Source organism: Streptomyces sp. NPDC004031 (assembly GCF_053604375.1).
In genome coordinates this window covers 157493-181861 of record NZ_JBSGHL010000008.1, presented here as the reverse complement: position 1 = coordinate 181861, position 24369 = coordinate 157493, and the positions used below count along the sequence as shown (strand labels likewise).

Sequence of the window (24369 nt, the reverse complement as noted above, 5' to 3'; positions counted from 1 at the left end):
GGCGCGCAAGGGACGGCCGGTGCGCGGGGGCGCCGCGAAAACGGCAGGTGGCGGCGGCCGGGCCGCGGCACGATGGGGGCATGCCCACCACGCCGCCCTCCGCCGCCGAGACCTACGACGTCCGCGTGGCGTTCGACCACGCCGTCACGCGGGCCGCGCAGCGCGGGCCCGACGCGGGGACGCGGCTCGCGGACGCCGTACGGGGGCTGGAGGCGGCCGGGCTCGCCGAGCACGGGCTGCGGGCCTTCGCCGGCACACCACGGGCCGTGCTCTTCCTCGACCGCGCACTGCGCAGCGGTCCCGCCCCGGGCGGCGGCACGTACAGCAGGGAGCACAACCCCCTCGCGTACGACGCCGGTCCGCTCACGATCGCCCTCGCCTCCTGCGACCGGAACGGCCGCACGAGGGAAGCGGCCGTCCGCCGCATCGTGGCGCGGCTCGCCGAACCGCAGGTGCCGCCCGCCCTCGCGGTCTTCCTGGCCCTGCGCACCGCCGACTGGGCCGGCCCGGTGCGCGACCGGGCGCGCGGCGCGCTCGCCGTGCTGCTGCACGCCGATCCGCAGCGCTACGCGCCGCTCCTCGTGCCCCTCGCCGAACTGCTGGCCCGGCGCGAACGCGGGGACTTCGTCCGGCAGCAGGCCGTATCCGCGCTCACCGCCGCGCACGGGGCCGCGGCGCTGGACGGGCTGATGTCCGCACCGGATCCGCGGGTGCGCGCGTTCGCCGTGCGCACCGCCGTCGCCACGGGACGGCTGCCGCTCCAGCGGCTGACCGCGCTCGCGACGGAGGACCCCGAGCGGCGCTGCCGCGTGCCCGCCGCGCACGCCGCCGCCCGCGAGGCGGTCTGGTCCGAACGCCTCGACGTGCTGCGCCGGTTGACCGCCACCGTCGACCGGGACGTCCGTGCCTTCGCCCTCACCGGCATGGTCCGCGCGGGCCACCCGGAGGAGGCCGCGCGCCACCTCGCCGACCCCTCGTCGCTGGTCCGCGCCACGGCCCGCGACGCCGCCCGCCGCACGGGTACGGACGCCCCGGCGTGGTACCGCGCCGCGGTCGCCGAACTGGCGGCGGAGGTGCCCGCGCAGGGCCGCCCGCCGGGGGAGGACCCGCCGGGCTCGCGCGCGAGCGGTACCGCCGCCGCGGGCGCCATCGCCGGGCTCGCCGAGTGCGGGCGCAAGGAGGACGCCGACCGGCTCGCGGCACTGCTCGCGCACCCCCAGTACCGGGTGCGGGCCGCGGCCCTGCGCGGTGTGCGGACGATGGACGCCGTGCCCGTCGGCGACGTCGTGCCCCTGCTGCACGACCGCTACGCCTCGGTGGTCCGCGAGGCCGCTGCCGCGCTCGCCACCCGTACCGGCCAACTCCCACCCGGGCTCGGGGAGTCGCTGCTCGCCGACACCTCGCGGGTGGCCGTCCGCCGGGCCGGGCTGCGGCTGCTCGACGCACGCGACCCCGTACGGCGGTTGACCGCGCTGCTGCGGGCCGCCGCGGGCGCCGACCCCGGGGTCGCCCGCAGCGCCGCCGACGCCGCGGTGCGGGTCGTCCAGCAGGCCCGGCCCCTGACCTGGCACCGGCGCGGCGGGCCGCACGTCCCGCTGGAGCCCACACCCGAACAGGCCGCCGAACTGCTGGAACTGGCGGAGACCGCCACCCGGCTGCACCACGGGCAGCGCCAGATCCTGCACGAACTCCTCGCGCCCACCGCCCCCTTGACCGAACTCCTGCGCGTCCGGCACGGCCTGCCCGACGGCGCGCGCAGCCCGCTGCTCCTCGTCGAGGCCACCTTCCGCGCGCCGGACGCGGCGGACGTCGTCGCCCGCATCCGCGACGTCCTGCTGGCCGTCCTCCCGCACACCGCCGGGCCGCCCGCCCGGTGGCCCGCGGACGACGCCTGGCCGGACCTGCTCCCCGACTGGTTCACCGAGCGCTGCGCTCCCCCCGCGGACAAGGGCACGGCCGAGCAGCGGCGTGCGTGGTGGCGTGTGCTCGGCCGCGAACAGCGCGCGGCGGACGTCACCGCGCCCTGGCGGCTGCTGGACTGGCTCCACTTCTTCGACCCGCGCGGCGGCGCCGAAGCCCGCGGCTGGCGTTGGTGGGACGTCCCGCGGCACGGCGGCCGCGTGCGCTTCACCACCGACGGCCACCCGTACGGCGGAGGCGACGCGCTGCGGTGGCTGATCACGGCGGCGGGCGGCCACGACATCGACCTGCCCTGACGCCCGGGGCCCCGCCCGACCGGACGCCTACACTGCCGACGTGCCGAAACTGTGGAACGAGACGATCGAGGCGCACCGCAGTGCGGTCCGGGACGCGACGCTCGACACCACGGCCGCGCTGGTCGCCGAGCGCGGCGTCACCGGAGTGACGATGTCGCTGATCGCCGAGCGCACCGGGATCGGCCGGGCCACGCTCTACAAGTACTTCCCGGACGTCGAGGCGATCCTCGCCGCCTGGCACGAACGGCAGGCCGCCGCCCACCTCGCGCAGCTCACCGCGGCGGGCGGCGCCGCACCGGACGCCGCCGCCCGGCTCGCCGCCGTCCTGGAGGCCTACGCGCACATCCAGTACGAGCACCCGCCGCACGACCCCTCCGCCGCCCTGCACCGCGCCGGGCACACTGCCGGGGCCGAGCAACAGCTCGCCGACTTCCTCACGGGCCTCGTCGCCGAGGCGGCCCTCGCGGGCGAGGTGCGCGACGACATCCCGGCGGAGGAGCTGGCCCGCTACTGCCTGGCCGCCACCACCGCGGCCCGCGCCCTCCCGACGAAGGCCGCCGTCCACCGCCTGGTACGGGCCGTGCTGACGGGACTGCGCGCGTGAGGGCGCGCTACGGGGCGGAAGCGCACGCCGCCACCACGTCCGTACGGGGCCGGTACGACGCGAGGGCGCACGCCGACGTGCCCGGCCCCGGGCGCGCTGCCGCCCCCGGGCGCGAGGTACGCGATCCGGGTGGTCCGGCAGCGTTCAGGCGCGCTGCCCGCGGCCTGGCCCGTCCCGCCGTACCCGGGCGCGATGCCCGCGACCCGGGCCGTACGACCGAGGAGCGCTGAACGCGTTGCTGCCCCCCGACTTCCATGAGCAGCTCCGCCGCGGGGCCCGCGACCGCGCCGCGACCCGCCCGCGCGGGCCCGAACTGCCCGCCGTCCGCGACCTGGTGGGGCCGGACGGCCTGCGGCTGCGCCTCTACCGCTGCACGGCGGAGGCGCCGGACGCGGCAGGCGCGGCGGGCGCGGCCCCCGACACCGCCGCCCCCGGGACCGGTTCGGCGCCGGATGCCAACGCCCCCACCCGCGACGGCGTCCCGCTGCTCGTCTACCTCCACGGCGGCGGCTTCGTCTTCTGCGACCTCGACACCCACGACCGCACGTGCCGCCGTATCGCCCGCGCTTGCGCGGTGGACGTGCTCGCCGTCGACTACCGGCTCGCGCCCGAACACCCGCACCCCGCCGCGCTCGACGACGCGCTCGCCGTGCTGCGCTGGGCGCGGCCCGCCGCCGTGGCGGGGGACAGCGCGGGCGGTTTCCTCGCGGCCGCCGCGTGCCTGGCGCTGCGGGACGAGGGCGGGCCGCTGCCCGGCCTCCAGGCGCTGGTGTGCCCGAACACCGACCTGACCCTGGCCCTGCCCTCGGTCACCGAGAAGGGCACCGGCCACGGGCTGGACAGCGACGCGCTCGCGTACTTCGCGTCCGCGTACGTCCCCGACCCGGCGCTGCGGTCCGCCGCGAGCCCGCTGCACGCCGCCGACGTCTCCGGGCTGCCGCCCGCCCTGATCGTGACCGCCGAGCACGACGCGCTGCGCGACGAGGGCGACGCGTACGCCCGACGCCTCACCGCAGCGGGCGTGTCCGTACGCCACCGGTGCGAACCGGGCCTGGAGCACGGCTTCATCCAGGGCATGGACCTGGTCGACCCGGCCGCCGCCGCGGCCCACGACCGCTTCTTCGCCGACCTGCGCGCGCTCGTCCCGCGCCACCGGCCCGCCGGTTAGCATGCGGAGAATGCTCGGTCCCGAAGACGTCCGCCGTATCGCGCTCTCCTTCCCGCTCGCCTCCGAGAAGGAGCTGTGGAACATCCCGACCTTCCACGTCGCGGGGCGGATGTTCGTCACCGTGCCGGACGACGGGACGTCCTTCGCGGTGCGCTGCCCGCGCGCCGAACGCGCGGAGCTGATCGCCTCCGAGCCGCGCAAGTTCTGGGTGCCGGCGCACGAGGCGCACTCCTCGTGGGTACGGGCCCGGCTCGCCGCCCTCGACGACCGCGCCGAACTGCACGACATCCTGCTCGACTCCTGGCGTCAGGCGGCCCCACCGGACGCCGAGCCGCCGGACTAGGACATGCCCTAGGCCCGCAGGAAGGCGAGTACCGCGAGCACCCTGCGATGGGTGTCGTCCGTCACCGGCAGGTCCAGCTTCGTCAGGATGCTGCCGATGTGCTTGCCCACCGCCGCCTCGGAGACGACGAGTTCGCGTGCGACGGCCCGGTTGGAGTGGCCCTGCGCGATGAGGGCGAGGACTTCCCGCTCGCGCGGGGTGAGGCGTTCCAGCGGATCACGGCGGCGCCGCAGCAACTGCCGTACGACCTCGGGGTCGACGACCGTGCCGCCCGCCGCGACGTCCTCGACGGCCGCCACGAACTCCTCGACCTGGCCGATCCGGTCCTTGAGTAGGTAGCCGACGCCGCCGCCGTCGCCGGAGTCCAGCAGATCGACGGCGTAGGCGCGCTGGACGTACTGGCTGAGCACCAGCACGGGCAGGCCCGGGTGCTGGGCGCGCAGCGCGACCGCCGCGCGCAGGCCCTCGTCCTGCAAGCCGGGCGGCATCCGCACGTCCGTGAGCACGATGTCGGGGCGGTGCGCTGCGACCGCCCCGACGAGCGCGGGGGCGTCGCCGACGGCCGCCGCCACCCGGTGGCCGAACCGGGTGAGCAGGCCCGTCAGGCCGTCCCGCAGCAGAACGCTGTCCTCGGCGACGACGACGGTCAGTCCGCCGGTCGGGACGGTCGGCACGGGATCTCCACTCGCAGTCGGGTCGGACCGCCGGGCGGGCTGGTCAGAGCCAGTGTGCCGGACACCACCGCGACCCGGTCGGCGAGCCCCGCCAGCCCGCTGCCGCGCTCCGGGTCGGCCCCGCCGCGCCCGTCGTCGTCCACCCGGAGGGTGAGCAGGCCGCGCGCCCAGCCGCCGGTGAGTTCCGCGCGGCCCGCGCCACTGTGCCGGGCGACGTTCACGAGCGCCTCGCACACCGCGTAGTACGCCGCCGCCTCGACCGCGGGCGGCAGCCGTACGTCCAGATCGAGCGCCACGTCCACGGGCACGGGGGAGCGGTCGGCGGCGTCCGTGAGAGCCGCCGCCAGACCGTAGTCGGCGAGCACCCGCGGGTGGATGCCGTGGATCAGCTCCCGCAACTCCGCCAGCGCGGCGCCCGCCTGCTCGTGGGCCTGCGCCAACTGCTCGGCCAGCGGCCCCGGCGGCGCGTCCAGCCGCGCGAGGCCCAGCGTCATCGTCAGGGCGACCAGCCGCTGCTGGGCCCCGTCGTGCAGATCGCGCTCGATCCGCCGCCGTTCCGCCTCGAAGGCGTCCACCAACCGCACCCGGGAGCGGGTCAGTTCGGAGATACGGGCCCCCGCGTCCGCCGGTACGAGCAGCGCGCGGGCCGCCGCCGCCCGCACCCCCGCCGCCGCACCCAGCACGTAGCCGCCCGCCGCCAGGCCCAGCACACCGAGCAGCGCCACCCCCACGGCGGGCGGCCAGCCCTCCACCGTCCACGACTTGAGCACCTTCGTCGACGTGCCCCCGTTCACCGCCAGCATCACCGGCGCCGCCAGCAGCGCGCCCGGGACGAGCACCGCGCCGGTCAGCACGAGCGCGTCCAGCGGCCACAGCACCAGCGCGAACAGCGCGGCGTACCCGAGTTCGCGCCACGTCGCGCCCTCCCGCGCCCGCGCCAACGCCCAACTCCCCGGTCCCGACGCGGGAGGCGCCCGGTGCGGCGAAGGCGCCGGACGCGCGTCCACCAGCCGCAGCCGGCGCCGCTCCACCGCCCCCACCGGGATCCCCGCGAACGCCGCGAGCACCAGCACCGGCAGGCCCACCAGCACGAGCGACAACGCCCCGCCGACAGCCAGCAGCAGCGCCAGCACCACCAGCGTCAGCGCCCCCGCGGGCACCCCCGCCGCCAGGTACGCCGCCGCCCGCCACGGCCACGCCGACACCAGGAAACGCCCCCTGGCCAGGGCCTGCCACACAGTACGGTCACGCATGCCGCCCACCGTAGGAGCGCGCCCCCGCACCCCGCGACCGGGCAGGCCCCACCTCCCCGGTAGTGCCAGGCATACCCCCAAAACTCACCCCAGCCGTGATGTCCGCACGCCCCGCACCGAGTTGGCTTTGCGGCATGAACGACGACGTCCTCACCCTCCACGAGGTCACCCGCACCTACCCGGCCGCCGCCGGCGGTACGGTGACGGCCCTCGACAAGGTGTCCCTGCGCTTCGCCCGCGGCACCTTCACCGCCGTCACCGGCCCCTCCGGCTCCGGCAAGACCACCCTCCTGCACTGCGCGGCCGGCCTCGAACGCCCCACCACCGGACGCGTCGTGCTCGACGGCACCGACCTCACGCGGCTCCGCGACGCCCGCCTCACGCGGCTGCGCCGCGAACACATCGGCTTCGTCTTCCAGGCCTACAACCTGCTCCCCGGACTCACCGCCGCTCAGAACGTCGCCCTCCCCCTCCGCCTCGCGGGCCGCCGCCCCGCCCCCGGCGCCGTCCACGACGCCCTCACCGCCGTCGGCCTCGCCGACCGCGCCCACCACCACCCCGCCCACCTCTCCGGCGGCCAGCAACAACGCGTCGCCCTCGCCCGCGCGTTCGTCACCCGCCCCGCCGTCCTCTTCGCCGACGAACCCACGGCCGCGCTCGACGCGACCGCCGCGGAACACGTCCTCACCCTCCTCCGCGACATCGCCCTGGCGGGCCGCACGGTAGTGATGATCACCCACTCCCCGACGACCGCGGCCCCTTACGTGACCCACACGATCGCCTTGGCGGCGGGCCGAACAACCCAGGCCGCCCAGCCCTGACCTCCCGACGCCCCGGGGGGTGCTTGTTGCGGCAGGCGCCGCGATCTTCCCCCGGCGGTGGGTTGCTCGCGCAGTTCCCCGCGCCCCTGAGAAACGGGTGCTCTCCCACGCACCCGCGGCCCCGAAAAACGGGTTGCTCTCCCACGCACCCGAGCCCGCACGCATCTGCCCCCACCGGCAGGCAGCCGCTGAACCGGCCTGGAGGGGGACGGTGCGGGGTGCCCCCGCAGGAATGCGCTGTCGGTGGCTCACCGACACGGGTGAGGGCGAAGGCGCATTCCGAGGAGGTGCCCCGTGGCGGCCCCTGACCCAGCCCCCGGCAGGGGGCGCGATGCCCCGCCGGGTGACAACCAGGGGCGCGAGGAACTGCGCGAGCACCCCCCACCGAACCGGCAGACGAAGAACTCAGCCCCCGCGCGGCAAGCGCGAGACCCAGAACGGCACCCCCTCATGACCTCATCCCGAACCCGCTGGGCCACCCTCGTGGCCCTCCTCACCGCCGCCACCCTCATCTGCGCCCTCCTCCAAGCCCTCGCCACCGCCCTCACCGGCCCCCCGACCACCACCCCCCACCGATTCGCCCACGCGAAAACCGTGGTCACGGGTGACGCGACCCTCCACGTCCCCACCCCCCACGGCACCCGCACCGCCCCCCTCCCCGAACCCCGCCCCCTGCCCCCGGCCCTTCTCCGCGCGCTCGCGGACATCGGCCGCGTGACCGAGGACCGTTCCTTCGCCGTACGAACAGCGACAGGCGCCACCACCGGCCACCCGTGGTCGGTCGCCCCGCTCGGCGGCTACCGCCTCACCCGGGGCCGGGCCCCGCGCGCCCCGGACGAGGTGGCGTCGAGCGGGAGGTGGGCCGAGCCCGGCGCCACCCTCCGCACCGCCCTCGGCACGTTGCACGTCGTCGGCACCGTCGAGGCCGCCCACCCCTTCGAGCGCGCCCTGTTCTTCACGGACGCCCGCGCCGCCCAACTCGCCCCACCCGTAAGCCAGGTGGCCGTGGACGCCGACCCGGCGGCGGTCCGCCGCGTGGTCGAGGCGAGCGCGCCCGGCGCGACCGTGCTCACCGGCGGAGCCAAAAGCGCCGCCGACCCGGACGCGGCAGCGGACCGTACCGCCCTGACCGGCGTGGAGGTCGTCCTCGGCACAGCCACCGGCGTCACGGGCTTCGTCGTGGTCTTCGCCGTGTCGTCCGTGTCGGCCCTCGCGGTGGCGGCGCGCCGCCGGGAGTTCGGCCTGCTGCGGCTCGCGGGCGCGACCGCGGGCCGGTTGCGCCGCCGCGTCCTCACCGAGCAGCTGCTGCTCGCGATCCCGGCCGCCGCGACGGGCTGCGCGCTCGGCGGGGCGTACGGCGCGGGCGTGCTGGCCCGCTGGATGGCCGGCAGCGGCCTCGCCCCGGCGTGGTTCACGGCGGACGGCGGCCACCTGTGGCCGTACCCCGTCGCGGCGGCCACCACGGTCGCCGCCGCTCTCGTCGGCAGCGCGGCCGCGTCCTGGCGTGCGGGCCGCACCGACCCGGCGGAGGCGCTGCGGGAGGCGGACGCGCAGGTCCGTGCCCTGACCCGGGGCCGCGCCCTCGTGGGGGGCGCGCTGCTGCTGACGGCTCTCGGCCTGGCCGCGTACTCCCTGGCCACCGACCCCGGCGACCTGCTGCACCGCAAGTCGTACGTGGCGCGTCCGATGCTGCTGGTGGCCGCGGCGGCGGCCTTGTCGCCCGCGCTGGTACGGCCGTTGCTGCGGCTGCTGGGCGCGCGCGGCCGGCTCGTACGGGCGCAGGCGGCCGCGGCGGCCCGCCGTACGGCCGCGGTGGCGGCGCCCGTCGTGGCGGTGGTCGCCCTCGCGGGCGCGCTGCCCGGCGCGGTGGCGACGGTGAACGCTGCGAAGTCCGCGGAGATCGCCCGCGCCACGACCGCCGATCTCGTCCTCACGGCGGCGGGCGGCCTGGCCCCCGCCGAACTGTCCCGCGTCCGCACGACCCCCGGCGTGCGGACGGCCTCCGCCGTGACCGGCACGCGGATCACCACCCTCGAAGACGGCGTCGCGCTGATCCGCTCGCAGGGCTGGGCGGTGGACCCGGCGACGCTGCCGGGCACCGTACGGCTGCCGGTCGTCGCGGGCAGCCTCGCCGGTCTGGACGACGGCTCGATCGTCGTCACCACCGAGTGGCAGCGGCACACGGTCGGCGAGACCGTGACCGTATGGCTCGCCGACGGCACCAGGCGGCGGCTGCGGATCGCCGCGGTCCTGGCGCAGGGCACGGGCGACAACGGCGTCTACGTCACCGCGCACAACGCCCCGCCGGGCGCGGCCCCCGCCCTGGTCCGTATCCGCCTGGCCCCGGGCGCGTCCCCGGCGGCGGTCTCGGCGCAGCTGCGCCACGCGGTGCCCGGCGCGGACGTCCGTACCGGCCCGGCGTGGGTCCGTGCGACGGCCCCGCACACCACCGCGACCACCCGCCTCGGCCTCGCGCTGACCCTGGGCATCGCCCTGCTCTACGCCGTCCTCGCCCTCGCGACCGCCCAGGCGGTGTCCACCGCGGCCTGCGCCCGCGAGCTGACCCTGCTGCGCCGCTCGGGCGCGACCCGCCTCCAGCTCCTGCGTCTGACCGCGGCCGAGTCCCTCCTCCCCGTCGCGGTCGGCGCCGCCCTGGGCCTCCTCGCCGCAGGCCTCCACCTCGCGACCCTCCACGCGGCCCTGACCCGCCTCGCCACCCCCGCCCCCCTGACCCTCCCCTGGCAGGAGCTGACCCTCGCGACCACAGCCTGCGCGACAGCCGCGATCACAGCGACCACGGCCCCGGTCCTCCACCACCTGTCCCGCACCCGTAGGTCGCTTTAGTGGTAAATCTCGCACGAGTCCAGGACGTGCATCCGTGGCAGGACGGCGGCCCGAACCGGAGTCCGGGCCGCCGCTGCTGTGCCGTGCTCAGGACTCAGCGCAATGCGCGGGCCTTCTGCGCCCACATTTCGGTCAGACCGACCGCGGACTCGAGGTGCTTTACCGCAGACGAGATCTTCTTGGCTGGACCGCGCAGGATGCGAGTCATCGAGAAGACGTTCTCTGCGATGGTCCCCATGGTGGTGAAACTCGCCATGCTGTCCCTACCGACGACAGCGAGTTCGATGAGCTGGTCCAGGAACAGCAGGGACTCGTCGTCGCGGTCCTCGGGAGCAGTCGCCTCGATCTGAGCCAGAGCGACCTGCATACCGGCGTCCAGGGTGACCATGCGCTTGTCGAAGTTCCCCGTCGCTTCTTCCAGGCGGTCCATTGTGGGACCGATTGCCTGGGAGTAGCGAGCGAAGACAGCCATGCGGTCGCGCACGGGGGCGGCGGATTGGGCTGCGCGCTCGATCTTGGGCGCGTAGGCATTCGAAACGTCGGTGATGGCTTGAAGAAGGTCGGAGATCTCCTCCATGTCCTCCCGCATGGCGTCCAACTGCTCTTCGGCCAGAGCGACCTTGTCGAGGGGACCGAGGCTGTCTTCACCTGTCTCCGGCGTCGGCTGCTGTGGCACGAGCAACTCGATCGGTTGCGAGTGCGGTCCGGGCACCGCCGAAGAGCCGAATCCATCTTTCAACCCCGCCAGCAGGATTCCTTCCAACTCCTGCCGCGCCTTGATCAGGGCCATGGGAGCACGGGTGAAGCGAACCGTCCGGATGCCTGCGACGTTGAAAGGCAACTGTCCCGTCTCTGCGATCTGGACGGTGAACTTGCGGGTGGCGTGGCGATACCCCAGCTCGTGCATGACGTTCGGATTGAACCCGCTGATGTCCGCGATGACGATCTCGTCCGTGACGAGGTGGCGCAGGATCTGTCCCGCGATCTCGCCCGCGCTCGGGATCTCGTCGGCACGCACGGCGGTGATGCCGACGTTGTGGCACGCGGCGCTGATCACATGGGCGTAAACCTCAAGTGATTCTTCGTAAGCCCGACGCTCGGGGCTTCCCATTGCTGCATGCGGGTCGCCGAGCGGGCCGATGACGAAGCAGCGCTGGTCGCCGGTCGGCTGTTCGGGCAGGGGGGCGTCGGCGACCTCGGTCAGAACAGTCATGTCTCTCCTTGGGCATTGAGGTGTGCAGAGTCACGCGCATGAGGTTGAGTACGTGGCCTCGAAGTCGGCACCCGATTCCAGGTCGACTGCATATACCGGTCGTTCCTCGATTCCGAGCGCACGCAGAAGGGATGCGGTCGGGATCCGGTACTGGCGCCCCACCTGCAAGACCTGGCACGGAAAGGCGTCGAGGTGGATCAGCTTGTACGCGGTTGTGGGGCAGATTCCGAACGCCCTGGCGGCGGTGACTAGATCGATCGCCAACGGGAGGTCGAAGGCTTCCGAGAATGTGAGGGCGGCGTTCCTGGCACGGGGCGTCATCGCACCTCACCCGCAGAGAGCAGAGCCAACGTTCCGATCCGAGGGCCCACGACGGGGCGTCGAGCCCTATACACGATGTCCCGGAGACTGAGTCGTTCGGCGAGTGCACCGAGCCGTTCACCTTCGACTTGCGCGGGGTCGACCACGAACCGCAGCTCCGCAGCAAGACCATCCGGCCGTTCCGGAGGAGTGATGCTCAGAAGCCAGTCGGCTTCGACGAGCGGCTGATCGATGGCATCGTCGGCCGCCGCGCGCCTGGCTGATACGACACGATCCACGTCTGCGTGTGGCACCTCTCGAATGCCTTGCCGCGCGGCCCTCCACATCCTGCCGATGGCGTACTTGATCAGCAGGTTGCCACCATCGGAGTGGTCCGGATCAGCCGACTCGAGTGCTTCGAGCAGCCCTACCAGGAGCTCCGCCTCCATCTCTCGGCAGTCCGCGCGGAGCCGTCGGCTGGCTTGGAAGGCAGCGCGCCGGACCTTGGGGAGGGCAAGCCAGACGACGAGCAATCGCCAGATCCTCTCAGGTGTGGAGTCGGTCCGTGCAGCGCGGATGGCCTCGCGCCAGACGACGTCCCGCAGGGGCGCCGCGCCCGCTGCGGCTGCGACAACCTCGCGGAGTTCATGAGGCGACATGGGAACGGGGCCGCTGTCCGCGGGCACCATGAGACGCACGTACCCGATGAGAGCGGGGTCGGCCATGCGGAGTTCGATCACGTCGAAGACGCTGTTCCACGGGATCAGAGCCATGAGCCTTCTCCTTGGCGACGATGAGCACGGTCTACGGTCGGGCCACCCGCCTCGGAGGGGCCGGTCGGCGCGGGGCTGCGGCCGCCATGCCGGGTGACGACGGATACGAAGCGCTGAACCCTGGGGTGGGGATCTCGTGCGAGGGCACGTAGCAGGACATTGAGAGGACGACCGGGTTTTGGGTCCCATCGGGCGCACCAGCTCCACGCCAGCAGCGGTGTCAGCAGCCCGTCACTTGGTGCTCGGTTTCGCAGGGCCCCACCGACGAGCCGGGCGCACAGGTCGAGCGTGGTCTGATCGAGCAGGTGGGTCTCGAACCAGGGGAGGTTGTCGCTGATCAGACGTCCGAGCAACTGCGCGGGGACCAACCGTTCGGCCCGGCCTTCTCCAGACCAATCTGCAAGTGCACCGAGGACGGTGCGTGAGTCGCCTGCGCAGAAGAGTCGGGACACCGCGAAGTACAGAACTCGTTTCACGTGGGGGTCTGGATCTGTGCCTAAGCTTCTGGCGACACGTTGCAGCACCGGCATCGCCGTTTCAGCCGGGACCGCGTAGTCGTCCGGCGTACAGGCAAGTGCCACAGAGCATCGGAGCCAGCGGGATTCAGTGGCTGCCCAGTTGCTCATAGCGTTCACCCACGGCGGGCCCGACACCGGGTCTGCAGCCAGATGTCTGAGGGCTGTCGCTGCGACTCTCCTGCTTGTGGCGTGATTTGACGCTGCGTACCGTTCGAGGTGGTGAAGCCCGCGACCGCGGTATTGCGGCTGCACGATCAGCGCGAGTGCACGGCCCGCTCGGGATATCAGCTCAGGCTTTCGTCCAGCGGTCACCAGCCACCCGGTCAGGGCCTCGGTGAACGTGTCCGGTTCAGCCGCGAGCTGAGACAGAACAGCTTCGGAGCGCAGGAAACTTGTGGGCTGGACGATGCTTCCAGTGCTATCGGTGTTGACCCCGACCGCCGACAGCTGGTCGAGGAACGAGGCTGGCGCCCTCTCCGTAGGAGATGCATCGGGCTTCATACGCGCTACCAGCCGATCGGCCTGCGTTTCGACGGTGGTCAGATCGAGCCCCTGGTAGACACAGGCCGAAACCAGCGCTCCCCACGCACGTGGGCAACTGCGCACGTCTGCCAACAGAGAGGCGGCGTCGGCATGGGAACGCCGTGTCGCCAGCTCCCGGGCCTGCTTGGCGCGATCGAGTCCGGTGCTCTGCTCGACTGCCTCCACAAGGTCGACCGCGTCCTGGGGACTCGCGTGGCGAGGAAGCAGATCGGACAACTCAAGGAGCAATTGATGCTGTTGGCCCTCGTCCGGAATTACCGACCCCAGCCGCGTCAGGAAGATCCGCTCCGCTGCAGGCGGCTCGTGCCGCACGAGACGGATTTCCGGTCTCCCCTGCATCGCGGATCCTCCGCGATCATGTCGCATGACGACCACCAGGGCAGAATTTGCGCTACGCAGCCGGGCGGCTATGGCGGCCATGGACCCGGCCTTGGACACGCATCCGTTGAGGTCGCCCCAGACCAGATATGCGTGTGGCTGGGTGGCTTCCGGTTGCCATCGTGCGAAGTCGCTGTCCTCATCGAGCACATGGATCCCGGAAGCCGCGGCCTGACTGGTGACAAGCAAGTTCACCGCGGCGGTGCGCCGACCGGTTCCCGGCCGGCCCCTGAGTAGAACCACGGCGTCGGCCGCCAGGTGGCGTACTTCGTCCGCGAACCAGTCGGGAGGTACGAACCCTCGTCGGGCACTGGCGATAACCGCAGGAGAAAGCGGACCGCCGATGACTGTGCCGGCTCCACCGTGGCTGACGGTCCCAGCGCTCCCCCCGTGGAAGTGGTTGCAGACGTTTCCCGCGACTGGCCCGAGAACCGCCGAGCCTTGGCCCACACGCTGATCAGCATGGATCACCTGACCCCCCTCGGAAGAGATCGGACGTTGGGATCTGCTGTGAATCGGATACCACCGTGGACAGTTCCTTGGTGAGCGATCCCGTTGCCCACGTACTGTCGGATCGTCCGGCTTTCGCCCGGAGATGGCGGAGCCGACTGCGGCGCGGTGGGCGGTACGTCAGGCCCGGCCAGGGAGCTGCCATCGCGAAGAAGGCCGCCGGAAGGAGACGGGACGAACAGCCACGCCTGCTGGGCGAACCGCTTGCCAGGAACGGTTGCGGTCACTTCCATGAACCGCTCGGGCCTCAGTCCGCTGTAGCCGCCGAGGACAGCATCTTCGTACACGCGTTGCGAGAGAATGACCGCAAGATGAGTCGCCCGTTCGTGGGCTGCGGCGAGCAGATCTTTAACCGGGCGGGAGTCGAGCAGTCGGTGCGTGTCGTTGCGTGCGGTTCCATTTCCGTCCCCGGTGTCGCCTCGATCTGGCAAAGGACCGACGTTCAGGCTGGCTCGGAGCCGGATGGCGGGGCGCCCTGACCCGGCGTTGTGCCGGTTCAGTACGGAGTCCAACACTGTCAGAAAGGGCCAGATGACGGGCGGGAGCAACTCGGGCGGGAAGCCGAACACCAAGCCGTCCCCGGTGTTGGCCAGGAACGATTTGGCGATCTTGAGGGCGCTGAGCCCAGCTTCGTCAAGAGCCTGGTCCACCAGGCGGAGCAATAGTTGACTCACAGGCTTGTGCAGAATCGCCGGCAGTTCGGTGAAGCCCTTGGCGTCGATGGCGAAGACGGCCCGGTAGCTGGGCATCCGGCTACTGCCGTTCCACGGGATGGGCAGGGGAGGAGACAGCGGTTCGGACATGAGACCTCCTGGGGCCACATGGTCGGGTCGGCCGGCCTCCGAGGACGGGGCCGGCCCTGACGACGAGCATGCGGACCGAGCAGGAAGATCTCTGTCGTGTGTGAGACAGTCAGCGTGATTTCCGCGGGACCTGCTCTGCGACGCGCGGCAAGCAAGGTGAAAGCGGATACGCGTAACCCCGCAGGACGCTTATTTCGGGGATGATGATGGTTCTGTACCCGGTGCTGATGACCCCACGGTCACGCCATTTCGCAAGGACTCTGCTGACTGATTGCCTGCAAACCCCGACCGGCTCAGCCAGCACTTCCTGGGAGAGTTGTGGTAGCTTGCAAAGGCCGCCAGGCAGAGCGATTCCGTTGAGCGACGAGATCTTGAGCAGACGGAGTATCGTGCGAGCCAGTCGTACCTCGGTCGGTAGGGTTGATTCCGTGCGATGCTCGTCCGATTCGCGTTGGCGCATCGCGGTCAGGCGCCACAGGTAGCTTTCCAAGCCAGCTCTAGTCACGAAGCGATTGAACGAATCGGCATCCAGGAGCGTGGCCGTGCAGGGCAGTACCGCCTCGACGTCTGCACTGCGGGGAACATTGAAGGAAACTGCCTGCTCGCCCAGGAGTTCTTTCGGGCCTCGAAAGGCCAGCCAGGTTATTGATCCGTCTTCGTGACGGCGGAAGACTTTTGCCAGTCCGGCCTTGACGACAAGAACGTGGTGTCTCTTGTCGCTCTCGGACAGCATTTGCTCTCCGCGTGAGTATGTTCTTTCTTGGCCTTGTGCAGCCAGATCTGCCCACACCTCGTTGGACAACACGCGAGCGATCCTTTCCCTTATGGGATTCCCTGATCTAAGCGTGCCGGAGGCTAGGCAACTGGGGCTTTATTTTCCATATTTCAAAGATCTTTCTGATGCGACCGGGTAAAATGTCCCTTCGTCTCGGACCGCGTTTGAGATCTTCCGTACCCCGGGCGCTCGCTGATCGTTGGGCTTGGCGTGACTGGTGGGGGCTATCCGTCGGACCTGCCGGATGAACAGTGGGCGCTGGTCGAGCCGTTGCTGCCGCCCGCGCGGGTGGGGCCGAAGGGTGGGCAGCGCGAGAAGCACCCGCTGCGTCGGATCGTGGACGCGATCTTCTATGTAGTCCGGACCGGGTGCTCCTGGCGGCAGTTGCCGAAGGACTTCGCGCCGTGGCCCACGGTGTATTGGTACCTCTCGTGGTGGCATGACGACGGCGCCGTCGGGCGAATCCACGATGCCCTGCGGGACCAGCTCCGTGAAGCCGACGGCCGCGACATCGAACCGAGCGCTGGGCTCATCGACTCGCAGTCGGTTCGCACGGCCGACACCGCCCCGGCTTCCACCAGGGGCTTCGACGCGGGCAAGAAGGTGAAGGGCTGCAAGCGATTCATTGTCACTGACACTCTCGGGCTGTTGCTGGCCGTTCACGTTGACGCGGCGAACGTCCAGGACCGCGACGGCGCCAGGCATCCGCTGCTGTGGACCCGCCTCGACCGCCCCAAAGTCCAGAAGGTCTGGGCCGACCAGGGCTTCGCCGGCCGCCTGGTGGACTGGGCCGCCGAGACGCTCGGACGCGAACTGGAGATCGTCCGCAAAGATCCTGGCCAGCGCGGCTTTCAGCTCCAGCCGAAGCGTTGGGCGGTGGAGCGCACCTTTTCGTGGCTCACCGCCCATCGGGCGCCTGGCCAGGGACTACGAGACCAGCCCGGCCCGATCGGAGACCATGATCCGCTGGGCGGTGATCGGCATCATGGTCCGCCGACCCACGCGAGGCCGCCCCGTGACCCGCACGGACCGAAGTCCGCTTACTCGCCACAGCCCAGGAAATTCCAGCTGAACCTGGGCGGAGGGGAAGCTACTGTCGTGCCGTGATCGACATAAGTGCGGCCCGTCTCGGGGCCGAAGCGGCCCGCCGCCTTCGCCAGGCCGACTGCTGCACCATAGAACCCGGGCTCACCGACGACGAGTTCGACCGCATCGAGGAGGCCTACAGCTTCCAGTTCTCCGACGACCACCGCGCTTTCCTCGCGGCGGGCCTGCCGGTCAGCTCGCCGCCCGAAGAAGGAGCCACCTGGGACAACCCCTGGCCCAACTGGCGCAGCGGCAGCCTCGACGACCTGCGCTCGCATCTCGAGTGGCCAACGCGCGGAGTGATCACTTCGGTCCAGCACGGCTATTGGCACACCTCGTGGGGCGTCCGCCCTACAGACATCGAGGTCGCCCGCTCGGTCGCCGAAGAGCAATTGGCTGTGGTGCCCCAACTGGTACCTCTCTATGCACACCGGTTCCTTCCTGCAGGCCGCGGAACCCACGGTCACCCGGTCCTGTCCGTCTGGGGAACGGACATCATCTACTACGGCGAAGACCTCGCCGAGTACATCAGCCACGAGTTCGAAGACGGGTACGAGCACGGGGAGAACTGGAACCCGCAGGGCACCGTCGCCTTCTGGCGGGACTTCGTCCAGTAGGACTGCCGAAGATCTCAAACGCGGTCTCACCGCGGGGGTTCCCGGTGCGTCGCCGCGAAGGGCGAGGAGGCGTGGGAGCCGATAGCGACGCCCCCCCACGTACGAAACCCCGCAGGCCCCGCTCCCGCGCGGTGGGCGCGGGGGCGGGGCCTGCGGGGCTGCGGCAGGGGAGGCCGGGAAGGGCCTCAGGGGTGGGTCAGGGGTGGGGCCAGGGGATGGCTCAGTGCTCGACCCAGTCCGTCCAGGACATGTTCCAGCCGTTGATGCCGTTGCTCGGCTGGATCGTCTTGTCGGGGGAGTTGACGACCGTCACGACGTCGCCGATCAGCGAGTTGTTGTAGAACCACGCAGCCGGGGTGTTCGGGTCGTTGCCGCCCTTGACGTCGTGCAGGCCGACGCAGCCGTGGCTGGTGTTCTCGTGGCCGAAGGTCGAGACCGGGCGCCAGTAGTTGCCGTGCGCGAAGGTGCCGGAGTCGGAGAGCCGCATGCCGTGCGGGACGTCCTTGATGTGGTAGGCGTTGCCCAGACCCACGGTCTGCGAGTCCATGTCCACCACCTTGGACTTCTCCTCGATCACCATCTTGCCGTTGTAGGTGGTGTGCTGCGCGTCGCCGAGGCTCGCGGGCAGGATGCGCAGCACCTTGCCGTTGCGGTAGACGGTCAGCGTCTTCGCCTTGTTGTCGGCGACGGAGGTCTGCGAGCGGCCGATGGTGAAGCTGACGTCCTTGTACTGCTTGCCGTAGGTCGTCTTGGACATCTTCACGCCGTCCAGCTTCAGGTGCAGCGTGACCTTGGTGCCGGGCGCCCAGTAGGCGTCCGGGCGGAAGTCGAGGCGCTGCGAGCTGAACCAGTGGCCCTCGACCGGCACGTTCGGCTCGGCGGTGACGGTGATCGCGTGCCGCACGTCGGCCTGGTTGGTGACCGCCTTGCTGAAGCGGATCGACACCTCCATGCCGACGCCGTACGTGGCGTTCGAGGCGACGTTGAAGATGCCGTAGTTGGCGGCCGAGTCACCGGGGCTCAGGGTGGTGAAGGCCGACTGCGTGGTGGCCTGCTTGCCCTTGGCGTCGGTCGCGGTCGCGGCGACGGAGTACTGCGTGCCGGTGCGCAGGTTGCCCTTCGGCGTCCAGGTGGCGCCGTCGGCGGAGATCGTGCCGTCGACCGCGGTGCCGTCCTTCGACGTCACCGTGACCTTGGTGAGCTTGCCCTGCGCCGCCGCGACCTTGAGCGCGCCGGCCGTGTCGACGCCGGTCGCGCCGTTCGCGGGCGTCACGGTGAGCTTGGCCTGCGAGGCGTTGTCCGAGGACTGGCCCTGGGCGGAGGAGCCGCTCTTGCCGTCCGAGCCGTCGGAGTGCGCGTCCGCGTTGCCGCCGCAGGCCGCCGCGCCGAGCAGCACCGCGCCGACCGCGAGCGCCGTCATGCCGCGCCGGACGCGCTGTCCGCGGGTGCCGAATATCCGTGAAGTGCCCGATATCGCCCGGGTTGTCCAGCCGTCAGGCGCGGCTGCCTCCGCCCCGGTGGCGGTGTCTGCCGCCGTCTTCTCCGTCATCACTGTCGTGTCTCCCCATTTCCGCAAAGGTCGCACTCTAGGAGACCGCATTCCCGGCCCGTGGTTGCGGCTGTTGCATGACTGATACGTCACGTTCCTGTGTGCGACCTGACCTGGGCGGTTCCTGCCCCGCCCGGACTGCCTTCCCGACTCTCCCCATCGCCGCCGGGTCCGAAGCGCCGACTGCCGGGTGAGCCGGCGCACGTACGGCTGACGGCGCCCGCTCCTGACGTACTGAACCGGCCACCCTGCCCGTCCGGTTGCCCCGTTCCGCCGGGGCCAATCGACGGGGTCGATCGTCGGGTCCCATCGTAAGGACGTTCGGGGCGGCGGGTTCGTTCCGTAAACGTTGCCGGTTGTCTTGACACGCCGGATGCGGGACGGGACTCTCCTGAGAGCGCTCTCAGCACTCCCAACCCGGCGGCGCGGCCCCCACGTTGCGCTGCCGCCCCCCACAGGAGAAGGAGTACGTTCCGCATGTCGACGACAGGCATGAGAGACATCTCAGGCATTCGGGGCAGAACAACCGAACCCCCGCAGCGGCTCTTCCGCCGCCTCGGCGTGGGGCTGCTCGCGGCGGCCGCGATGGCGGCGGTCACCTTCGCGGGATCCGGCCCGGCCTCGGCGGCGCCGACCGCCGCGAAGCCCGCCGCCGCGAAGCCCGCGGCCCAGCAGGCCGCGGCCGCCGCCCCCGCGGCGGTGCCCGCCGCTCCGGCCGGTTTCACGACCACCTGGAGCGACGACTTCAACGGCGCCGCCAACACCGGACTGAACACCGACACCTGGCGTTACGACGCGGGCGCGGGCTGGACGTTCGGCACCGGTGAGATCGAGACGATGACCAACAGCACGTCCAACGTCTACACCGACGGCAACGGCCACCTGGTGCTGCGCGCCCTGCACGACGGCAGCGACCCGGCCACCGGCTGGACGTCCGGCCGCGTCGAGACGCAGGCGGACGGCTTCGGGGCGCCCCCCGGCGGTGTCGTCCGGATGCAGGCGTCCATCCAGCAGCCGAACGTCTCGACCGCGAACGGCGCGGGCTACTGGCCCGCGTTCTGGATGCTCGGCGCGCCGCTGCGCGTCGGAGTGACCTGGCCGGGCTCCGGCGAGGTCGACATCATGGAGGACATCAACGGCCGCAGCTCCGTCTTCGGCACCCTGCACTGCGGTGTCGGCTCGGGCGGCCCCTGCAACGAGACCACCGGCCTCGGCAGCGGCGAGCGCGCCTGCTCCGGCTGCCAGACCGGCTACCACACCTACGCCGTCGAGATCGACCGCTCGACCTCCCCCGAGCAGATCCGCTACTACCTCGACGGCGCGAACTACTTCACGGTCAACTCCAGCCAGGTGGACGCCGCGACCTGGGCCAACGCCGTCGACCACAGCTTCTACATCATCTTCGACCTGGCGATCGGCGGCGGCTTCCCCGCGGCCTTCGGCGGCGGCCCCAACGCCGCGACGGTCTCCGGCGGCCAGATGAACGTCGACTACGTGGCCGTCTACAACAAGACGCCCGACCACGGCACGAACATCGCCAAGGGCAAGCCGACCACGTCGTCGTCGAACGAGAGCGCGCAGTTCCCGGCGTCCAACGCCACCGACGGCGACATCACCACCCGCTGGTCGAGCGGCTTCTCCGACCCGCAGTGGCTCCAGGTCGACCTCGGCCAGAACTACAACCTCAACCACGCGACCCTGACCTGGGAGGCGGCGGCGTCGTCCGCCTACCAGTTGCAGACGTCCACCAACGGCAGCACCTGGACCACGGTCTACAGCAACAACAACTCCCCGGCCGACATCCAGGACACCAGCCTGAACGCGACCGCCAGATACGTCCGGGTCTACTCCACCGCCAGAGCCTCGCAGTACGGCAACTCGCTGTACGAACTGGCCCTGTTCGGCACCCCGACGTCCGGCGGCGGCGACCCGGGCGGCCCCGGCCAGGCCACCCTGCTCTCGCAGGGGAAGACCGCGACCGCGTCGTCCAGCGAGAACGCCAGCTTCACCGCCCCGATGGCCGTGGACGGCAACACCGGCACCCGCTGGTCGAGCGGCTTCACCGACCCGCAGTGGCTCCAGGTCGACCTCGGCGCGAGCCACACCATCAGTCAGGTCGTGCTCAACTGGGAGACGGCGGCGGCCAAGTCGTTCCAGATCCAGACGTCCAACGACGGCACCAACTGGACGAGCGTCTACAGCACCACGGCCGGCACCGGCGGCACCCAGACGCTGAACGTCAGCGGCACCGGCCGCTACGTCCGGATGTACGGGACCGCCCGCACCACCCAATACGGCTACTCGCTCTGGGAGTTCCAGGTCTACGGCACCTGAGCCCCCGCCCCCACCGCACGACGGACGCCATTCCGGCCGCTCCGGTACGCCTCCCCGCGTACCGGAGCGGCCGCCGTACTTCCCCGTCCGCGCAGGGCCGTTCGCCGTACTCCCCGTCCCCGCAAGGCCGTTCAGGTCTCAGGACCAGGGCCAGCGGGCGTCCCGGCCGGACTCCAGCAGCGTGATCATCCCGTACGCGTGGTCGGTCAGGCCGCCGAAGGAGTGCCGGCGGCCGCGGCCGGACTCGGTGGCGCCGGGGGCGTAACCGGCCATGTTCCACATGTAGACGGGGACGTCGGCGGGGACGAGCGCGTCGATCTCGGTGGTCGGCATGCCGCCGCGCAGATCCCCGTTGGAAGGGAACCAGCCCATCCGGGTCTGCTCGTCGGTCACCACCACGATCCGGTCGTGGCCGTCGAAGTGCTCGCGCACCGCCGACGGGATGTCCGTCCCGTCGTGCCGGCCGAAGGACTCCACCAGCCGCAGCACGCTGCCGCCCTTCGGCACCGGCAGCTCCCGGTTGGCGATCCCGAACTCCACGAGCGTCGGCGCCTGCGACCGCACCGCGAGGGCCGCGCCGAACACCGCGGCCTGCTCGGCGAGCGGGATGTCCGACCGGTTCGGCGTCGAGAACGGGTAGCCGGGGAACATCGACGGCGAGCGGTCCACCAGGATCAGCGAACGCCCCCGCAGCGCGGGCACGTTGGCGAGCGACAGCGTCAACGCCCGCTCCAGCGCCGCCGCCCAGCGCAGCGACGCGGTGTGCTTGTACGCGGCCCAGAAGCGGTAGGGCAGCATGCGTGAGCGCGCCACCTCCGCCGGGTCCGACAGCCGCCGGACGACCTCCCCGGCCGCCGCGTCACCGACCCCGGCCTCGTCGAAGTTGCGCAGGTTGCGCACCAGGGCGAACAGCCCCATGCCGGGGATCACCGCCTCCCAGGCCGCCGCGTCCATCGGCCCCTGCAACCAGCCCGCGAGCGCCTCCCACGACATGCCCGCCGCCGCGAGCCGCTCGCTGCCCGCCGGGCCCGAGCGCACCAACGCGCGCCGCCGAGCCACAGGTTCGGCCAGCAGCTCCCGCCGCGCGCGTATCGTCGTCAGGCTCTCGGGCACCTCGGTGCCGCGCCCGTGCCGCCGGTCCAGGGCGTGCCGGAAGAGGTCGCCCTGCCAGGGGGCGGAGGGGCGCGGGTGCGTCAGCTCCAGGACGTCGCTGAAGCGGTAGGCGGCGCCGTCCGCGTCGTAGCGCAGCAGCGCCCGCTCGGTGTAGAGCCGCCGTACCGCGTCGGCGATCCCGCGCTTGACCGGCTGCGGCACCCGCCGCCCGTACCGCGAGATCCAGTACGCCAGCAACTCGCCCGGCTCGTCCGCGCGTTGCAGCACGCTCGCGACGACGGCCCGGTTGCCCGCGGCGCCCTCCGCCGGGACGGCGTCCGCCCCCGCCGTCAGCCGCGCGTGCGCGAACTCGGCCGCGCCCACGAGCGCGGCGGTGCGCATATGGGCCTCCTGTCGCAGCCAGGCCAGCAGCCCCGCCGTCCACACCGGGTCGGTGACGGCCGACTCCCGCACCAGCCGGGCGTACCGCTCGTCCCGCGCGTCGGCCTGCTCGTAGTACGTCTCCAGCCCGACGTAGTTGCCCACCGCGAGCAGGAACAGCTCCGACCGCGCGTCCCGCACATAGCCGGACGCGCCCTCGTACGTCGCGACCCGCTCCCCGGTCGTGCGGACCGGCGAGGTCACTGCGGCCGCGGCGGTGCGGCGGGTGTTGAAGCGCCCCATGGAGAAGGCCTCCCGAGATCGAGTCGGCGACGGTTTCTGGATCACAGGGACCCATTCGCCCCATGGGGGCAAATTCGACAAGGAAGTAACCGCAACCTGCGCACCGGGAGGCCGCTCCCGACGCTACCGCGCCGCCCGGGGGCGCGGCACCCGATTTCGCCGCCCCATGCGAGGCGTGTGCGCTCACCCGTGCGGACCCGCCCGGTGGCGGGCGCGCGGGACGCGGGCGAGGCTGGGCGGGACGGCCTGCGGGCCCGGACGGAGGAGGGTGACGTGGAGTTGTTCCCGGCGCTCGCGCTGGACGAGTGGCGTGACACCAAGGAGACGCTGCACCGTTTCGTGCAGATCGTGGGCAAGATCCGCCTCGCCGGCAGCCCGCGCCGCAACCACTGGTGGAACGTGCCCTTCCACGTCACCGGGCGCGGCATCACGACCCGCCCGATGGGCCCGGTCCACGGCGGCAACACCTTCTGCATCGACTTCGACTTCGTCGCGCACCGCCTGCTCGTGCGCACCCTCGCGGGCCGCGAGCAGTCCTTCCCGCTCGCCGGTCGGTCGGTCGCCGACTTCTACCGGGACACCCTCCAGGCCCTCGTCGCGCTGGACATCGACGCCTCGCCCGAGCACGCGTACCCCTACGACCTGCCGGACGCCCGGCGGCCCTTCGCCGAGGACCACGAGCACCGCGCCTACGACGCCGAGGCGGTCGGGCGCTACTGGCGCATCCTGAGTCAGGTCAACCTCGTGCTGGAGACCTTCTCCGCGGGCTACTCGGGGAAGACCAGCCCCGTCCACCACTTCTGGCACACCTTCGACATCGCGGTGACGCGCTTCTCCGAGCGCGAGATCGGGCAGCCCGCGTCGGCGGACCCGGTCACGCGGGAGGCGTACTCGCGGGAGGTGATCAGCGCCGGGTTCTGGTTCGGCGACGACACCGTGCCCGCCCCGGCCTTCTACTCCTACACCGCGCCCGAGCCGCCGGGACTGGCCGCGCGCCCGCTGGAACCGGCCGAGGCGACCTGGTCGGAGGCACGCGGCAGCCATATCGCGCTGCTGATGTACGACGACGCGCGCGCGACGCCCGACCCGTGGGCGACGGTGCTGGCCTTCTACGACAGCGCGTACCACGCGGGCGCCGAGCTGGCGGGCTGGGAGCGGCGCCCGGAGTGCCGCGAGTGCCCCGGCGGGGTGACGGACCCGCGCCTGGCGGGGTGACGGATCCGGGCCCGGCGGGCTGACGGATCCGGGCCCGGCGGGCTGACCTGCGGGTC

19 protein-coding genes and 1 pseudogene are annotated in these 24369 nt (G+C 72.0%); 10 read left to right on the top strand and 10 right to left on the bottom strand.

The genetic code is table 11. The annotated features are described in order from the left end of the window. Window positions 1-80: 80 nt before the first annotated feature. From ACWERV_RS07580 to ACWERV_RS07565, 4 genes are all read left to right on the top strand, one after another. Window positions 81-2216: a hypothetical protein gene (locus tag ACWERV_RS07580; RefSeq protein ID WP_452930000.1), complete on the top strand. Its 2136-nt coding sequence runs from the start codon at window positions 81-83 to the stop codon at window positions 2214-2216. Between the two features lie 40 nt (window positions 2217-2256). Continuing rightward, window positions 2257-2820, top strand: a complete 564-nt coding sequence (locus ACWERV_RS07575; RefSeq protein ID WP_452929997.1) for a TetR/AcrR family transcriptional regulator — start codon at window positions 2257-2259, stop codon at window positions 2818-2820. Window positions 2821-3055: 235 nt separating this feature from the next. Beyond that, window positions 3056-3988, top strand: coding sequence for an alpha/beta hydrolase (locus ACWERV_RS07570; RefSeq protein ID WP_452929995.1), 933 nt, complete (start codon window positions 3056-3058; stop codon window positions 3986-3988). A 10-nt stretch (window positions 3989-3998) separates the two neighbouring features. Continuing rightward, window positions 3999-4331, top strand: a complete 333-nt coding sequence (locus ACWERV_RS07565; RefSeq protein ID WP_452929992.1) for an MmcQ/YjbR family DNA-binding protein — start codon at window positions 3999-4001, stop codon at window positions 4329-4331. Window positions 4332-4339: 8 nt separating this feature from the next. Here the strand turns inward: ACWERV_RS07565 and ACWERV_RS07560 are convergent, their stop codons facing one another. Both ACWERV_RS07560 and ACWERV_RS07555 read right to left on the bottom strand, forming a co-directional pair. Then, entirely contained in the window at window positions 4340-5005 is a 666-nt protein-coding gene (locus tag ACWERV_RS07560) for a response regulator (protein WP_452929989.1), read from the bottom strand. Beyond that, complete coding sequence (locus tag ACWERV_RS07555; protein ID WP_452929987.1) at window positions 4978-6258, bottom strand: sensor histidine kinase; 1281 nt, start codon at window positions 6256-6258, stop codon at window positions 4978-4980. The genes ACWERV_RS07560 and ACWERV_RS07555 overlap by 28 nt, the downstream gene beginning before the upstream one ends. Window positions 6259-6392: 134 nt before the next feature. Between ACWERV_RS07555 and ACWERV_RS07550 the strand changes: the two genes are divergently transcribed. Continuing rightward, window positions 6393-7079, top strand: coding sequence for an ABC transporter ATP-binding protein (locus ACWERV_RS07550; protein WP_452929984.1), 687 nt, complete (start codon window positions 6393-6395; stop codon window positions 7077-7079). A gap of 450 nt (window positions 7080-7529) precedes the next feature. Continuing rightward, a complete protein-coding gene (locus tag ACWERV_RS07545) occupies window positions 7530-9923 on the top strand; it encodes an FtsX-like permease family protein (RefSeq protein WP_452929982.1) in 2394 nt (797 codons plus the stop codon). Between the two features lie 94 nt (window positions 9924-10017). Here the strand turns inward: ACWERV_RS07545 and ACWERV_RS07540 are convergent, their stop codons facing one another. From ACWERV_RS07540 to ACWERV_RS07515, 6 genes are all read right to left on the bottom strand, one after another. Next, window positions 10018-11136 (bottom strand): hypothetical protein, encoded by a 1119-nt coding sequence (locus ACWERV_RS07540; RefSeq protein ID WP_452929979.1) that lies wholly within the window; start codon window positions 11134-11136, stop codon window positions 10018-10020. A 30-nt stretch (window positions 11137-11166) separates the two neighbouring features. Beyond that, complete coding sequence (locus ACWERV_RS07535) at window positions 11167-11457, bottom strand: helix-turn-helix domain-containing protein (protein ID WP_452929976.1); 291 nt, start codon at window positions 11455-11457, stop codon at window positions 11167-11169. Further along, window positions 11454-12209 (bottom strand): hypothetical protein, encoded by a 756-nt coding sequence (locus ACWERV_RS07530; protein ID WP_452929974.1) that lies wholly within the window; start codon window positions 12207-12209, stop codon window positions 11454-11456. Before ACWERV_RS07530 ends, ACWERV_RS07535 begins: the two co-directional genes overlap by 4 nt. After that, window positions 12200-13843 carry a hypothetical protein gene (locus tag ACWERV_RS07525; protein ID WP_452929971.1) on the bottom strand — a complete coding sequence of 548 codons (1644 nt, stop codon included), beginning with the start codon at window positions 13841-13843 and terminating at the stop codon, window positions 12200-12202. Before ACWERV_RS07525 ends, ACWERV_RS07530 begins: the two co-directional genes overlap by 10 nt. Before the next feature lie 272 nt (window positions 13844-14115). Then, window positions 14116-14961, bottom strand: a complete 846-nt coding sequence (locus tag ACWERV_RS07520; protein WP_452929968.1) for a hypothetical protein — start codon at window positions 14959-14961, stop codon at window positions 14116-14118. A gap of 109 nt (window positions 14962-15070) precedes the next feature. After that, window positions 15071-15766: a Crp/Fnr family transcriptional regulator gene (locus ACWERV_RS07515; protein ID WP_452929965.1), complete on the bottom strand. Its 696-nt coding sequence runs from the start codon at window positions 15764-15766 to the stop codon at window positions 15071-15073. A 180-nt stretch (window positions 15767-15946) separates the two neighbouring features. On the opposite strand from ACWERV_RS07515, the pseudogene ACWERV_RS07510 reads away from it, so the two are divergent. Both ACWERV_RS07510 and ACWERV_RS07505 read left to right on the top strand, forming a co-directional pair. Then, window positions 15947-16808: pseudogene (locus ACWERV_RS07510) on the top strand (IS5 family transposase). Window positions 16809-16839: 31 nt separating this feature from the next. Continuing rightward, window positions 16840-17439: a hypothetical protein gene (locus ACWERV_RS07505; protein WP_452929962.1), complete on the top strand. Its 600-nt coding sequence runs from the start codon at window positions 16840-16842 to the stop codon at window positions 17437-17439. Between the two features lie 220 nt (window positions 17440-17659). Here ACWERV_RS07505 and ACWERV_RS07500 read toward each other — a convergent pair whose 3' ends face one another. Then, window positions 17660-18859: a L,D-transpeptidase gene (locus tag ACWERV_RS07500; RefSeq protein WP_452930043.1), complete on the bottom strand. Its 1200-nt coding sequence runs from the start codon at window positions 18857-18859 to the stop codon at window positions 17660-17662. 621 nt (window positions 18860-19480) lie between these two features. On the opposite strand from ACWERV_RS07500, the gene ACWERV_RS07495 reads away from it, so the two are divergent. Continuing rightward, window positions 19481-21322, top strand: coding sequence for a discoidin domain-containing protein (locus ACWERV_RS07495; protein ID WP_452929959.1), 1842 nt, complete (start codon window positions 19481-19483; stop codon window positions 21320-21322). Window positions 21323-21460: 138 nt separating this feature from the next. On the opposite strand, the gene ACWERV_RS07490 is transcribed toward ACWERV_RS07495, so the two are convergent. Further along, entirely contained in the window at window positions 21461-23098 is a 1638-nt protein-coding gene (locus ACWERV_RS07490) for a TROVE domain-containing protein (protein ID WP_452929956.1), read from the bottom strand. 273 nt (window positions 23099-23371) lie between these two features. Here ACWERV_RS07490 and ACWERV_RS07485 point away from each other — a divergent pair, with 273 nt between their 5' ends. Further along, window positions 23372-24313 (top strand): DUF5996 family protein, encoded by a 942-nt coding sequence (locus ACWERV_RS07485; protein ID WP_452929953.1) that lies wholly within the window; start codon window positions 23372-23374, stop codon window positions 24311-24313. Window positions 24314-24369: the final 56 nt, after the last annotated feature.

Excerpts from the sequence above, each read along its gene's own strand:
- ACWERV_RS07565 (WP_452929992.1), top strand. The coding sequence starts at position 3,999 with ATGCTCGGTCCCGAAGACGTCCGCCGTATCGCGCTCTCCTTCCCGCTC.
- ACWERV_RS07550 (WP_452929984.1), top strand. The coding sequence starts at position 6,393 with ATGAACGACGACGTCCTCACCCTCCACGAGGTCACCCGCACCTACCCG.
- ACWERV_RS07555 (WP_452929987.1), bottom strand. The coding sequence starts at position 6,258 with ATGCGTGACCGTACTGTGTGGCAGGCCCTGGCCAGGGGGCGTTTCCTG.
- ACWERV_RS07535 (WP_452929976.1), bottom strand. The coding sequence starts at position 11,457 with ATGACGCCCCGTGCCAGGAACGCCGCCCTCACATTCTCGGAAGCCTTC.
- ACWERV_RS07545 (WP_452929982.1), top strand. The coding sequence starts at position 7,530 with ATGACCTCATCCCGAACCCGCTGGGCCACCCTCGTGGCCCTCCTCACC.
- ACWERV_RS07500 (WP_452930043.1), bottom strand. The coding sequence starts at position 18,859 with ATGACGGCGCTCGCGGTCGGCGCGGTGCTGCTCGGCGCGGCGGCCTGC.
- ACWERV_RS07580 (WP_452930000.1), top strand. The coding sequence starts at position 81 with ATGCCCACCACGCCGCCCTCCGCCGCCGAGACCTACGACGTCCGCGTG.
- ACWERV_RS07530 (WP_452929974.1), bottom strand. The coding sequence starts at position 12,209 with ATGGCTCTGATCCCGTGGAACAGCGTCTTCGACGTGATCGAACTCCGC.
- ACWERV_RS07495 (WP_452929959.1), top strand. The coding sequence starts at position 19,481 with ATGAGAGACATCTCAGGCATTCGGGGCAGAACAACCGAACCCCCGCAG.
- ACWERV_RS07540 (WP_452929979.1), bottom strand. The coding sequence starts at position 11,136 with ATGACTGTTCTGACCGAGGTCGCCGACGCCCCCCTGCCCGAACAGCCG.
- ACWERV_RS07520 (WP_452929968.1), bottom strand. The coding sequence starts at position 14,961 with ATGTCCGAACCGCTGTCTCCTCCCCTGCCCATCCCGTGGAACGGCAGT.
- ACWERV_RS07490 (WP_452929956.1), bottom strand. The coding sequence starts at position 23,098 with ATGGGGCGCTTCAACACCCGCCGCACCGCCGCGGCCGCAGTGACCTCG.